The following is a 12272-nucleotide window of genomic DNA, read 5'->3' as shown; positions in this document are numbered from 1 at the left end:
TATGAACGATACACTACACCTTTTCGACGAACTTCTGGAGCATGACTCGGGATCAAAGATTTTTTTTCCTTTGGCCCGGCTGTATCGGAAGCAAGGTCATACCCAACGAGCCATCGAGATTGTACAAAAGGGGATAGAACATCATCCTGACTATCTTGAAGCGCAGCTGTATCTGATTGAGCTCTTGAGCGAAGTCGGCGATACTTCGGCCGCTGAAAACAAGGCGTTTTCCGTGTTCTCCAAGCTGCTGTCCTATGAAAAATTCTGGGTGAGCCTCCGCGCACACTATGCAAAGTCCCAGCGCTCCGATTTGGCGTTGGCGTCTTTTCTGGTTGAACGAAACGCACGGGGTGAAGATGTCGATCTGCTCAAACTCCTGACCTACGGCATAGGCCATTACACCGAACTGACCAGTTCGGACTCTCCAAGTGTCGAACCGGAACAGGATCTTGATGCCGAAGAAGTCGCCCAAATTTGCCTCAATTCCGGAATAAAGACGAAAACCATGGCCAAACTCCTGGTGGCCCAGGGGGAATTCGCGCAGGCCATAAAGATTTACGACGATCTGCTGGAAGGGGTGGTCAACGAGGAAGAGCGGAAGGAGTTGAGCGCACTGCGCGCCAACGCGCACAAGGAATTGGGCAGCGTGCCCGATCCGGCGGTCGAAAAAAACAACAAACTTTTTTTTGTGCTCAACACCCTGGCGGATCGTCTTGAACAAAAATCCAATCCGCAATCCCTGAACGCCGATTGAAACTTCACGGCGAAATTCCCTCTTGATTCTTTTTTGTCGCAACTATAGGTCCTTATAAATTTTCATTTTTTACATGAGTTTGCCTTTTTTGGTACTTTCTTATTCAATTCCAATCGATTCCGAGAGACTCCATGAAATTTATCATTCCAATCCTTGCGTTGCTTTTACTTGTAGCGTGCAAACCTGTTAAGGTTACGCAGCAATATTACAATGATTACGTTAATCCGGTAGCAAGTATTGATTACGAAGACACACTTTCCGCTGATATTCCTGCAGAGTTTCTGGATGATTATTATACTGTTGACAGTAAAATTGTTCGGCTGGCAAACCAGCTCGATCTTTTTGATTCACGCGTGGATGAAAATTGGATTGAATATCAAAAATCTATTCAGCCGTGGATCAAGAATGTCGCGGTTTTGGATCAGGATCAGCTTTTTATTTCCGGCGATGACGCACTTGGCTTTGATCCGGCGATCCGCACTATACTGGCTGACTTCACTCCTGAGAAGAGCAGGGTTTTTGTATTTAAAGACAATCGACAATTCTTTATCCATCTTTACTCAACGCCAGACGGGCAATACAAGACGACAGTCGTTGAAGTCGATATGAACGCTCTCGCGGTTGAAATACCTGACAACCGAACCGTGATCGCTATTGACGATCAGATTTGCGGACCAGCAATCGCGAATTATTCCGAAGCATGCATAAATTTGAGAAATGCATCCAAGTATTCAGGAAGTATTGAGATTAATGACAAACAGTGGTATTGGATCAGAAGCATGGGTTCTGATAATCTTGTATATTTACATCTCAATCAAGAGTAATAAGCATGCGCCAAGTAACAGTTGTCGAACATTTGCTCCTGCGTCAAAAAGAGAGGCCAATGGCCTCTGGTCGTTTCACCAGATTGCTGACCGAACTGATCCTGTCCGCGAAGATCATCGATCGCGAAGTTTCCAAGGCTGGTCTGCTTGATGTTCTCGGCGTTACCGGGGAAGTGAACGTACAGGGAGAAATCGTCCAGAAGTTGGATGATTTCGCCAACCGTGTCATCATCAGAAGAATGGAACGGGCCGGCGTGCTTTGCGCTATGGTATCGGAGGAAAACGCTGACTTTATCCCGATCCCCCGCCAGTATCCCGTCGGCGACTACATCCTTATCTTTGATCCACTGGACGGCTCGGCCAACATCGACGCAAATGTCAGCATCGGAACCATTTTCAGCATTTACCGCCGGACGTCCTTCGATCAGCAGGCCGTAAGCGTCGGCGACCTGCTCCAGAAGGGTTCCATGCAGGTCGCGGCCGGGTACATCATCTATGGTTCCTCGACGATGATGGTCTATACCGCCGGAAACGGTGTTCACGGGTTCACTCTTGATCCCAGCGTGGGCGAGTTCCTGCTCTCCCACCCGGACATAAAAATTCCGGAACGGGGAAGAATCTACTCCGTCAACGAAGGGTATTTTTCCTATTGGGACGAGCCCACAAAAAATATTGTGAATTATTTCAAATCCAATGACAGCGCTACTGGTCGTCCTTACAGCTCGCGCTATATCGGCTCCCTGGTTTCCGATTTCCACCGAAATCTGATTTACGGCGGCATTTTCATGTATCCCGCCGACTCGCGTGATTTGCGCAAGCCTTCAGGCAAGCTGCGACTCATGTGCGAAGCCGCCCCCATGGCCATGATCGCCGAGCAGGCCGGCGGACTCGCGACGGACGGAATTCGCCGCATCCTGGACATCGAGCCTCAGGAACTGCATCAGCGCGTGCCCTTGTTCATAGGATCCAAGCAAGACGTCGAGGTTGTCCTCAAGTTCTATGCAGACGCCGCCAAAAGCTAGGAATTCACTTTGTCCCCAGCATCTCTTAAAAACATGTGCAGAAGATGATTTGTCTTGGCATTGAAACCTCCTGTGACGAGACCTCCGTCGCGCTATGGCAAGACGGACATCTCATCACCGATCTTGTGCACACGCAGATTCCCATGCATTCGGTTTTTGGCGGAGTCGTGCCGGAACTGGCCTCGCGGGAACACCTGCGCCTGCTGGACGGGCTTGTCTCCTCGGTGCTTCAAAGCGCGGATCGGCCAGCTGGGCAGGGTATCGACCTCATTGCGGTAACGCGCGGACCGGGCCTGCTGGGCGCGCTTCTGGTCGGCATCTCCTATGCCAAGTCGTTGTCCTTGTCGCTCGGGATTCCGATCATAGGGGTCAATCACCTCCATGCGCATCTGCTGGCCTGCGATTTTACCGAAGCCATCGAGTACCCAGCCCTTGGCGTTCTCGTTTCCGGGGGGCATACGCACATCTACGAAATGCCCGCTCCCTGCGAATTCAACCTGCTCGGAAAGACGCTTGATGATGCCGCGGGCGAGGCGTTCGACAAGATTGCCAAGGTTTTGAATCTTCCCTATCCAGGGGGGAAATACATAGACATTCTGGCCGGGCACGGCACTGCGAATCCGCGTCTTTTTTCAAAGCCGTATCTGCACAACGACAACTGTGATTTCAGTTTCAGCGGTCTGAAGACGGCGGTTGCGCAATATGTGTATAAAAAATCATTTGCCGCCATTGACTATGCCTCCTTTGACGTGGAAAGCATCCCTCAGGAAATCAAGGACCTTTGCGCCACGGTGAACGAGACGATCGTCGAGACCCTGCTTGAGAAGACCAGACGGGCCGTGGCGCGCTGTCAAGAGGTCAAAACCCTGTGCCTGGCCGGCGGGGTGGCTGCCAACAGCCATCTTCGGCAAAGATTTTCTACGTTTGCGCGCGACCGGGGATTCAAATTTTTAGCTCCCGCGCAAAACTATTGTGGTGATAATGCGGCTATGATAGCGTACGCAGGAGTTCAGTGGGCGAATAGAGGTCTCATGAGTTCCATGGATTTTGAGGCCATCCCACGGGGAAAGATTGTTCCCAATGATTTTATTGTAAACCCTTTCTTCAAGGAGTGAATAATGGCTGCACAAGTGAACGATGCCGGATTTGAAGCGGAAGTTTTGAAAGGTGATCTTCCTGTATTGGTGGATTTTTGGGCACCGTGGTGCGGACCGTGCAGGGCCATTGCTCCCGTGATTGAAGAATTGACCCAGGAATTCGAGGGCAAAGTCAAGATCGTCAAGATGAATGTCGACGAAAATCCCGGTACACCGAGCAAGTACGGAATCCGCGCCATCCCGACCTTGATCCTTTTCAAGAACGGAGAAGTCGTGGAGCAGGTCACAGGCGCTGTCTCCAAAGCCAGCCTGAAGCAGATGCTCAGTGACAAGGCTCTCTAATTGCTGTTGATCCTTGAGATTGTCTGATGGGGGTGGCTGCGAAAGCGTAGTGGTCACCCTTCCTTTTTTGTGTTGAGCTTGGAGCATTTTGCCGACGATCAGCTAAATGGCATTCAATCTCGTCCCATCACTTCCATTTACCGTGAGCCAGGTAATTGTAATGCGTAACTATTTGATTCTTTTTTCTTTTGTCCTGCTTTTAAACGGGTGTGGAGCCATTGACTATTACTTCTTGACTCCGCCTGAAGACACCGCCCAGGAGCTTTACGAGAATGCTCGTGGCTTCATGCAAGACAAGGAATATGTTGAAGCCATTGATTCCTTGACCAAACTCAATGACAGATACCCGTTCAGCCCTTACGCCACGGAAGCCAGACTCATGCTTGGCGATTCGTACGCCCTTGATGCGCAGTATCTGGAAGCCGTCGATGCGTACGAAGAATTCCTGAACATGCATCCACGCCATGAATCCATCGATTACGTTCTGTTTCAGATTGGCGTGAACAAATACAACTCACATCGATCCATCGACCTGCCGCACACGCAACTTGGTGAAGCTGTCGAGTCTTTCAGAAGACTTGTGAATGCATATCCTGACAGTGCTTATCGAGACCAAGCTCTTGATTATATAGTCAAGTGCAGAAAGTTGATGGCCGAACATGAAATGTTCGTGGCGGATTTTTACTTCAAGTCCGGCTCGTACAATGCGGCATGGACACGTTACGCATACATCATCGAGAATTTTTCCGAACTGGATGAAATCGTGCAACTGGCCAAATCAAAGGCCAAAGTGGCTTATTTTTACGCCCAGGAGCAGGAAAACGACACCAAACGCCATCCGAGCAAGCTCAAGCAATATTTTGACTGGCTTTGATTTGGCTGCGGCCGTTATTTGAATTATATAGGGGCGTCTGAGACGCCCCTTTTTTTTATTCCAAGCACGCCTGGCGTTTCAACTTCGATTGCGCCTATCCCTCAAAAAAAACAGCTCGGGTTCGCGACGCTCGGCAAATTTTTCATGCAGGGTGCGTCCAAGTTCCAAAATTCTCGGATGGACCATGACCCTGGCCCCAGTCGGACAGACGCGGACGCAAGCGCAGCAGCGCAGGCACGCCATCTTGTCGGTTTCCACGGAGTCGTTGGTCAGGGTGATGGCGTTGGAGGGACAGGACCTGACGCAATCGCCGCAGAGAACGCATGTGTCGGCGTCGGTCTCGGGTGAGATCGGGGCAGGCTGGACTCCTTCGCGATACGGAAAATTTCCCGGTACCTCCAGCACCTGGGTGTTGCCGTCGCCGTCCCCACCTTCGAGCATTTTTTCCCGCACGCTTCTTCCAAAGCTCAGCGCCTTCTCCAGATCGATCTTGTCCGGTCGTCCGTGACCCACAGGAAGATCCGAAGTGGAAAAGGAATGTTCCCCCACGAAGGCCGCTGCCGCGACCGGCACAAACCCCAGTTCCACGGCCAGGTCCCGAAGCTCCAGCAGGGCGTCTTCGTAGGCCCTGTTCCCGTAGACGACCACAAGCACCGCCTTGCGTCCTTTTCCCTGCACGGAAGCGCGCAGTCTTTCCACTGCCAGAGCGGGAATTCGTCCTGCATGAACCGGCATCCCGATGAGTGCCACCTCGCCGTCTTCGATCTGAGCACCCAAAGATAATTTCTCTGAGTCAGGATACGTCAATTCCAGTTGCGTGCAGGTGTCGGGCGCCAGACCCGAGGCTATGGATTCCAGAATCTTTCTGGTTGTTCCCGTCGGTGAAAATAGAATTTGCTGCGCGTCAAATTTATGCATGTCTTGCTGCTCCGGTTAATATTCGAGAATTTTCCCCAAGCGTCGCTCCGCAGGGATCATTGTTGAAATTTTGATCTGCCTTATCCGAATTCTTTCCGACTCTGATCAATGGGCGAGTTCGTCACGCTCCTGTCACCATCCTGTCATCCGTTTTTGACATTTTCAACGCACAAGACAGCAACGTCCGTGATAGACAATTCTTCAAACTATCCATTTTAAAACATCATCTTATTCAAGGTGCGAAACGTATGGGAAAAAATCTCGGATTTCAGATCAAGCTTTCTGTCGTCACCATAGCCATCGTTCTTGTGACAGTTTTATGTCTGTCCCTGTCGCAGATATTCATGACGAGAAATGACGTCTTGCGTCAAGGACGCGATGGGCTTTTCAGCATCTCTTCCACCTTGGTGGAATCAGTGACCTTGCAACATGCTCTCATGCAAAAAAAGATCATCATCGATCGGGATATCATGAAAACTCAGTTCGAATTGGGTGGTTTTCCTGTTCCTGAAGTGCTCATGGATGCCGAACTTGATCTTGTGAATCAGGAAGGCGGAGAGTCCAGCAAGTCAATCATTCCCGCCATGAAGCACGGGTCAGTCTATCTGCATGAGGATGATGCCGTGATGCGCAAGGTCGCCCAGTTCACCGGTGGAGTGGCCTCGGTGCTGCAAGTTCACGAGGGCAAGCTGGTGCGCATTTCCACATCTCTTGAATCTGCATTGCCGTTCTGGGGCAAGGGGTCTTTCATCGGGGAGGATTCCGCGATCCAGAAGGCGGTCATGGCCAATCAAAGCTGGGAAGGCATCGCCTGGCTGGGAGGGGCGTGGCGCATGGCGGCCTACGTTCCCTTCACGGATTTGAACGAAGGCAAGGTACTCGGGGCTCTGGAAATTACGCATCCTTTGATCAGTGACGCCTTTGCGGATTTCGTGCGCAATGTCCGTGTCGATGGACACGGCGGGACACTCGCCTTTGATGCTCTCGGGCGAGACATCATCTCCTTGCCCGAGGAGGGCGAAGTAGCCGCGGGCATCCGTGAGGCCAAGGCAAACAACGGGCATGCTGCCTTTGTCATGCAGGATGGAAGGCATCTGGAAGTCGCCCTGCAGACCTTCGAGCCCTGGAATCTGACTTTTGCGACCTGGGTCGCGACAGAGGACCTCATGGACGGGGTCAATGCGCGGCTGATCAAAAATTCTCTGATCAGCCTGATTCTGCCGCTGGCCTTGTCCGTGATCCTGATCTGCATCGCGGGGCGTGTCCTGCTGGCTCCGGTGCGGCGCATGGCCATGCTTGCCGACGAGGTGGCCGCCGGCAATTACACGGCAACCATCGTCTACCCGGCTCGGGACGAGATCGGGCACCTGGCTGATTCCCTTAACTCCATGGTCGCCAAGAGCAGGGAGATGCTCGCGGAAATCGTCACGGCCACCGGCTCTCTGTCCGGTGCGTCCTCGGAGCTTGACGCCTTGTCAACCGGCCTGACCGACAATTCCGCCGGAACCACGCGTAGGGCCGAAGCCGTAAACAGCTCGGCCAAGTCCGTGAGCGAAAACATGCATTCCGTATCCGCCGCCATGGAGCAGGCCACGGTCAACGTCGGCAGCGTGGCCGCATCCACGACCGAACTGGCGGCGACCATTCAGGGCGTGGCACAGAGCGCCGAACTGGCCAAGCGCACAACCTCGGATGCCGTGGTCAAGGCCGCGGAAACCACTCGCCACATGGACCAGCTGGGCAAGGCCGCCAATGAAATAGGCTCCGTGACGGCAAGCATCGCGGCCATTTCCTCCCAGACCAACCTGCTGGCCCTGAACGCAACCATCGAGGCCGCCAGGGCCGGGGCCGCAGGGCGCGGCTTCGCCGTGGTCGCCGGAGAAATCAAGGAGCTATCCCAGCAGACCGCGGCCGCCACGGAAAACATCCGCCGAACGGTCGCGGCCATCCAGAAGGTGACCACCGTCACCGCCAGCGAAATCGCGGAGATCATTTCCGTCATCGAGGACATGAACGACATCGTCATCTCCATATCGGAAGCCATGGAGGAGCAGGCCGTCATGACCAGGGACATCTCCAATAACGTGAATCAGGTCGCCCAGGGCATCGCCGAAATCAATTCCAACGTCACGTCGAGTTCCGTCATGACCAGAGAAATCAGCGATGAGATAAGGCTGGTTCTGGATTCATCCAACGCCATGCAGGACGAAAGCAGGATGGTGCTGCGCAGCGCCGGAGGGCTGGCCGACCTGTCCTCGCATCTGGAGAAGCTGGTCAGCCGATTCAGGTTCTGATCAGTCGGCAGGCTCAAGGTGCAGCAGCTGGCCGGGATCGTGGTCCGTGAGCAGCCACAGGTTGCCGTCCGGGCCCTGGCGCACGTCGCGGATGCGCAGTCGCAGGTTTTCAAGGAGCCGTTCCTCTTCGATCACAACCTCTCCGGCCAGCTTCAGGCGCGCGAGGTGGCGGTGGGAGAGGGCGCCGACAAAAAGGTCTCCTTTCCATGCGGGAAAGGCTTCGCCCGTGTAAAAAGTCATGCCCGACGGTGCGATGGATGGAGTCCAGTGATGCAACGGGTCAGCCATGCCGGGCATGTGCTTGAGCCCCTCCCCGATGGTGAAACCGGTGTAGTCGATGCCAAGGGTAACGACAGGCCAGCCGTAGTTGACACCGGGATGGATGATGTTGATCTCGTCCCCGCCCTTGGGGCCGTGCTCGTGGGTCCAGATTTCTCCGGTTTGCGGATGCACGGTCATGCCTTGGGGATTGCGGTGTCCGTAGCTGAATATTTCTGGCCATGCGCCTTGTTCGCCAACGAAAGGGTTGTCCTCGGGGACGCGCCCGTCTTCATGGATACGGATGATTTTTCCGGCATGGTCATCCAGCTTTTGCGCGCGCTGCATTTGCCCCCGGTCGCCCACGCTGATGTAGAGATGGCCCTGGCCGTCAAAGCTCAGTCGTGATCCGAAGTGCACCCTGCCCGAAGAGGCGGGTTCCGCCCTGAAGAGTACCTCAACGTCTTTGAGCGTATCGTCCTCAAGCCTTCCCCGGGCCACGTGCGTGGTCACATCGCCATTTAAATTCCCGGAATAACTGAAATAGAGCAGACGGTTTTTTGCAAAATCCGGATGTGGAAGAAGGTCAAGCAGGCCGCCCTGTCCCCGCACCCGAATCTGGGGCAGGCCCTGAACCGGTTCTTCCAGGAGGACTCCATCCCGGACGATGCGCAACCGTCCTGGGCGTTCGCTGATCAGCATATCTCCGTCGGGGAGAAAGGCCAGGCTCCACGGATGTTCCAGTCCGCTGGCCACGGCCGTGACGCGAAAACGGTGATGCTTGGATGAAAACTCTTCGGCTTGCGCCGACATGCCGATGCCGGAAAGCAGCGTCATGGCGCAGATTATGAGGATCACACCGCTGATGCGTGCGGACGCGCTGATTTTCATGGTACCTCCCTTGGACTGGTCCTAGCTGGAAACAAAAGTCACGTGTGCAGATAAATCTTGAAACCTCATGCGTCACATTAGATATTGTCATATGGCCGGGAATAATCACATTCGGGATTCATGACAAAATCGCCTGACGATGCTAACCCGCATAACAGACAATCCGCCTGCAAGCAAAAAAAGGCCGCCCGGGCGTCATCGTCCCGGGCGGCCTTTTTTTGCCTGTGCCGTAAAATCCTTAAAGCTTTTCCACGTTTTTGGCGAGGTAGTCGGCCACTCCGCCGGCGTCGGGCTTCATGCCGATGTCGCCTTTTTGCCATCCGGCAGGGCAGACCTCGCCGTATTTCTCGGTGAACTGCAGGGCGTCGACGAGTCGCAGCATTTCATCAACGTTGCGTCCAAGCGGCAGGTTGTTCACGACCTGATGCTGCACCACGCCCTCGCGGTCGATCAGGAAGGAGGCGCGCAGGGCCACGCCTGCATCGGGGTGTTCGATGCCATAGGCCCTAGCGATCTCGTGCTTCACGTCCGCGACCATGCTGAAGCCCACCGGACCGATGCCGCCCTGGTCCACGGGGGTGGAGCGCCAGGCGAAATGGGTGAACTGGGAGTCTATGGAAATGCCGACAACCTCAACGCCTCTGTCACGAAATTCCTGCAGGCGGCGATCATGGGCGATGATCTCTGTGGGGCAGACAAAGGTGAAGTCCAGCGGCCAGAAAAAAAGCACGACATATTTTCCGCGTAACGAGGAGAGGGTAAAGTCCTCGATGCATCCGCCCGGAGTTACGGAGGGTGCGGTGAAATCAGGTGCCTGTTTGCTTACGAGTACGCTCATTGCTAGCTCCATATGATTGATTGTTCATGATTATGCATGCTTGATGGAATTGATAATTATTCCTGATTAAGTCTGAAGTCAACAAAATTTAACTTGTCTAACTTAATTTTCCAAACCACCTTGTGCCGCTGCGACGCAAATCATGAAACCGCGAAGGCAGCCCGCCGCCATCGCGGCGTTCCTTCGGGGACCGTTGCATTTTCAGGCGCAAATTTTCTTGGGATAAAAAGGAAGTCATCGTGAAATACAAAGCTGTCGTTTTCGATATGGACGGAACCCTGCTCGACACTCTGGCCGATCTGGCTGACGCCATGAACCGGGTGCTCGCGGAGCACGGTTTTGCGACGCACCCCGTGGACGCCTATCGGCATTTCGTGGGCAGCGGGGCAAGCCGTCTCGTGGCCCGCGCCCTGCCTGCGGACAGGCAGGATGAAGAGCTGCGAGCGCTGTGCCTGCAATCCTTCCTGCGCGAATATGAATCCGGATGGCGGAACAAAACCTGCCTCTACGAGGGCGTACCCGAGCTTCTGGGTGCGCTTGCAGCCCGAAAGATCCCTATGGCCGTGCTTACCAACAAGCCTCAGGCTTTTGCCGAACTCTGCATGCAGGAATTTCTTTCGCGCTGGGATTTCACATTGACCCTGGGACAGATGCCCGGTGTCGCCGTGAAACCCGATCCGGCCGGGCCAAGGCAGGTCATCCGCCATCTGGGCGTGCAACCGGAGGAAATCCTGTATCTGGGCGACACGGATGTGGACATGTTCACGGCCGTCAACGCCGGGATGCACCCGGTGGGCGTGCTGTGGGGATTCAGGGCCGAGCGGGAGCTGCTCGATGCCGGGGCGGCAGTTCTTTTGCGGCACCCCATGGAACTGGTCTCTTTGCTGGATTGAAAAAAACTCACCAAGGGCAGGATTTGGTTTTTTTGAGAAGCGCAGGGGCCGCTACCAGCCCCTGCCGCGTTCCCAAATTTCCGTCACCGTGTTCTCTCCCGCGCCGATGACATGGTAGCGGTCATGCTGTGTGGCTGTTGCACAGGCGTGGTTGGGGAGAATCCGCAGGCGCGTGCCGATGGGCAGATCGCAGTCCAACCGGGGGCTGCCCGGGCGAGCCGAGACAATGCCGTGTTCCTGGTTGACGATGGTGACTACAAGATCGGCCATGGGATGACCCGCGACGTCACAGACCAATCCATACCCCTGGTCCACGGCCTGGCCGGCAGTGCCGCGATCCGAGGACAGCGCGGTCCAACCGGCGTCGATGATCGTCCAACCCTTTTCGCGCTGATGTCCGATGACGGTGCTCAGCACCGAAAGGGCGATGTCGTCCGTGGCGCAGATGCCGATGCCGGCCTGGACCAGATCGAAAAAGACAAAGACTCCGGCGCGCACCTCGGTCACGCCTTCGTAGCTTTGAGCCGTAAAGGCCGTGGGCGTTGAGCCGACGCTGACCACCGGACACGGATGGCCGGCCGCGCGCAGCGTCTCGGCGGCCGTGACCGCGGCCATGCGTTCCTGCTCGGCGGCGGCTTCAAGCGCCGATTGCCCACGCGCCTCGTAGCTCTCGCCAGCGTGGGTCAGCACGCCCATGAGCCGTGCCTTGGGTGTCAGTTCCTTTGCAATGGCCAGGAGCAGGGTTGCATCCTGCGGCTTTACGCCCGAGCGATGACCGTCGCAATCGAGCTCGATGAGCACCGGGATGGGGTCGAAAGGGTCCGACGCCGAGGCCACCGCAACGGCCTGTTCCACGCTGTCCAGCAAAACGGCAAGTGTGATCCCGCCCTTGCGAAGCCTTTGAACTCGCGGCAGTTTGTCAGGGGAGATGCCGACGGCGTAGATGATGTCGGTCACGCCATGCCGGATCAATTCCTCCGCTTCGCGCAGTGTGGAGACCGTGGCCGGACCGTGCGGACCGGTCATCATCCGGCTGAACACATCCCACGATTTGGCCGTCTTGAAATGAGGACGGAAGGCCACTCCGGCTTTTTGCAGGCGATCGTGCAGACGGAGGATGTTGGTGTTCATCCGCGCCTCGTCAACAAGCAGGCAGGGCGTGTCCATGGTCTGCAGGGACTGCGAAAGGTCAGCAGGCGAATATATATTTATGGAAGAAAGTCCGTTCATGCGAGCACGCTCCAGGAAGATTTTTTTATGGACAATG

Annotated in this window: 12 protein-coding genes; 8 read left to right on the top strand and 4 right to left on the bottom strand. The window is 55.0% G+C overall.

Translation table 11 applies throughout. The annotated features are described in order from the left end of the window. The first annotated feature begins 1 nt into the window (after position 1). The 6 genes from BMZ24_RS10025 to bamD all read left to right on the top strand — a co-directional run bounded on the left by BMZ24_RS10025 (position 2) and on the right by bamD (position 4913). Positions 2-754: a tetratricopeptide repeat protein gene (locus tag BMZ24_RS10025; protein ID WP_092191829.1), complete on the top strand. Its 753-nt coding sequence runs from the start codon at positions 2-4 to the stop codon at positions 752-754. Between the two features lie 131 nt (positions 755-885). Further along, positions 886-1578, top strand: a complete 693-nt coding sequence (locus tag BMZ24_RS10020; protein WP_092191827.1) for a hypothetical protein — start codon at positions 886-888, stop codon at positions 1576-1578. A gap of 5 nt (positions 1579-1583) precedes the next feature. Then, entirely contained in the window at positions 1584-2600 is a 1017-nt protein-coding gene (fbp, locus tag BMZ24_RS10015; protein WP_092191825.1) for a class 1 fructose-bisphosphatase, read from the top strand. Positions 2601-2644: 44 nt separating this feature from the next. After that, a complete protein-coding gene (gene tsaD / locus BMZ24_RS10010; RefSeq protein ID WP_092191919.1) occupies positions 2645-3715 on the top strand; it encodes a tRNA (adenosine(37)-N6)-threonylcarbamoyltransferase complex transferase subunit TsaD in 1071 nt (356 codons plus the stop codon). Positions 3716-3718: 3 nt separating this feature from the next. Continuing rightward, positions 3719-4039 carry a thioredoxin gene (gene trxA / locus BMZ24_RS10005; RefSeq protein ID WP_092191823.1) on the top strand — a complete coding sequence of 107 codons (321 nt, stop codon included), beginning with the start codon at positions 3719-3721 and terminating at the stop codon, positions 4037-4039. Positions 4040-4145: 106 nt separating this feature from the next. Then, positions 4146-4913, top strand: coding sequence for an outer membrane protein assembly factor BamD (gene bamD / locus BMZ24_RS10000; RefSeq protein WP_244150329.1), 768 nt, complete (start codon positions 4146-4148; stop codon positions 4911-4913). A gap of 78 nt (positions 4914-4991) precedes the next feature. Here bamD and BMZ24_RS09995 read toward each other — a convergent pair whose 3' ends face one another. After that, positions 4992-5831, bottom strand: coding sequence for a 4Fe-4S binding protein (locus BMZ24_RS09995; RefSeq protein WP_092191819.1), 840 nt, complete (start codon positions 5829-5831; stop codon positions 4992-4994). A gap of 248 nt (positions 5832-6079) precedes the next feature. Between BMZ24_RS09995 and BMZ24_RS09990 the strand changes: the two genes are divergently transcribed. Beyond that, positions 6080-8125 (top strand): methyl-accepting chemotaxis protein, encoded by a 2046-nt coding sequence (locus BMZ24_RS09990; RefSeq protein ID WP_092191817.1) that lies wholly within the window; start codon positions 6080-6082, stop codon positions 8123-8125. Here BMZ24_RS09990 and BMZ24_RS09985 read toward each other — a convergent pair whose 3' ends face one another. Beyond that, on the bottom strand, positions 8126-9274 hold the full coding sequence (locus BMZ24_RS09985; RefSeq protein WP_208599825.1) for a PQQ-dependent sugar dehydrogenase: 1149 nt from the start codon (positions 9272-9274) through the stop codon (positions 8126-8128). It abuts the gene before it with no gap. Positions 9275-9512: 238 nt separating this feature from the next. Beyond that, positions 9513-10112 carry a peroxiredoxin gene (locus BMZ24_RS09980; RefSeq protein WP_092191815.1) on the bottom strand — a complete coding sequence of 200 codons (600 nt, stop codon included), beginning with the start codon at positions 10110-10112 and terminating at the stop codon, positions 9513-9515. Between the two features lie 239 nt (positions 10113-10351). On the opposite strand from BMZ24_RS09980, the gene BMZ24_RS09975 reads away from it, so the two are divergent. Next, complete coding sequence (locus BMZ24_RS09975) at positions 10352-11005, top strand: HAD family hydrolase (RefSeq protein WP_092191813.1); 654 nt, start codon at positions 10352-10354, stop codon at positions 11003-11005. A gap of 51 nt (positions 11006-11056) precedes the next feature. Here BMZ24_RS09975 and BMZ24_RS09970 read toward each other — a convergent pair whose 3' ends face one another. Then, positions 11057-12235 (bottom strand): alanine racemase, encoded by a 1179-nt coding sequence (locus BMZ24_RS09970; RefSeq protein ID WP_092191811.1) that lies wholly within the window; start codon positions 12233-12235, stop codon positions 11057-11059. Positions 12236-12272: the final 37 nt, after the last annotated feature.

The sequence above is a fragment of the Desulfomicrobium norvegicum genome (assembly GCF_900114595.1).
GTDB classification, from domain to species: Bacteria; Desulfobacterota; Desulfovibrionia; order Desulfovibrionales; family Desulfomicrobiaceae; genus Desulfomicrobium; species Desulfomicrobium macestii.
Note: the sequence above shows the minus strand (reverse complement) of the source record. Positions and strands in the feature narration are given on the sequence as shown.

Bases quoted from the DNA above. Each gene is read 5' to 3' on its own strand.
- BMZ24_RS10025 (WP_092191829.1), top strand. From the start codon at position 2: ATGAACGATACACTACACCTTTTCGACGAACTTCTGGAGCATGACTCG.
- BMZ24_RS10020 (WP_092191827.1), top strand. From the start codon at position 886: ATGAAATTTATCATTCCAATCCTTGCGTTGCTTTTACTTGTAGCGTGC.
- fbp (WP_092191825.1), top strand. From the start codon at position 1,584: ATGCGCCAAGTAACAGTTGTCGAACATTTGCTCCTGCGTCAAAAAGAG.
- tsaD (WP_092191919.1), top strand. From the start codon at position 2,645: ATGATTTGTCTTGGCATTGAAACCTCCTGTGACGAGACCTCCGTCGCG.
- trxA (WP_092191823.1), top strand. From the start codon at position 3,719: ATGGCTGCACAAGTGAACGATGCCGGATTTGAAGCGGAAGTTTTGAAA.
- bamD (WP_244150329.1), top strand. From the start codon at position 4,146: ATGGCATTCAATCTCGTCCCATCACTTCCATTTACCGTGAGCCAGGTA.
- BMZ24_RS09995 (WP_092191819.1), bottom strand. From the start codon at position 5,831: ATGCATAAATTTGACGCGCAGCAAATTCTATTTTCACCGACGGGAACA.
- BMZ24_RS09990 (WP_092191817.1), top strand. From the start codon at position 6,080: ATGGGAAAAAATCTCGGATTTCAGATCAAGCTTTCTGTCGTCACCATA.
- BMZ24_RS09985 (WP_208599825.1), bottom strand. From the start codon at position 9,274: ATGAAAATCAGCGCGTCCGCACGCATCAGCGGTGTGATCCTCATAATC.
- BMZ24_RS09980 (WP_092191815.1), bottom strand. From the start codon at position 10,112: ATGAGCGTACTCGTAAGCAAACAGGCACCTGATTTCACCGCACCCTCC.
- BMZ24_RS09970 (WP_092191811.1), bottom strand. From the start codon at position 12,235: ATGAACGGACTTTCTTCCATAAATATATATTCGCCTGCTGACCTTTCG.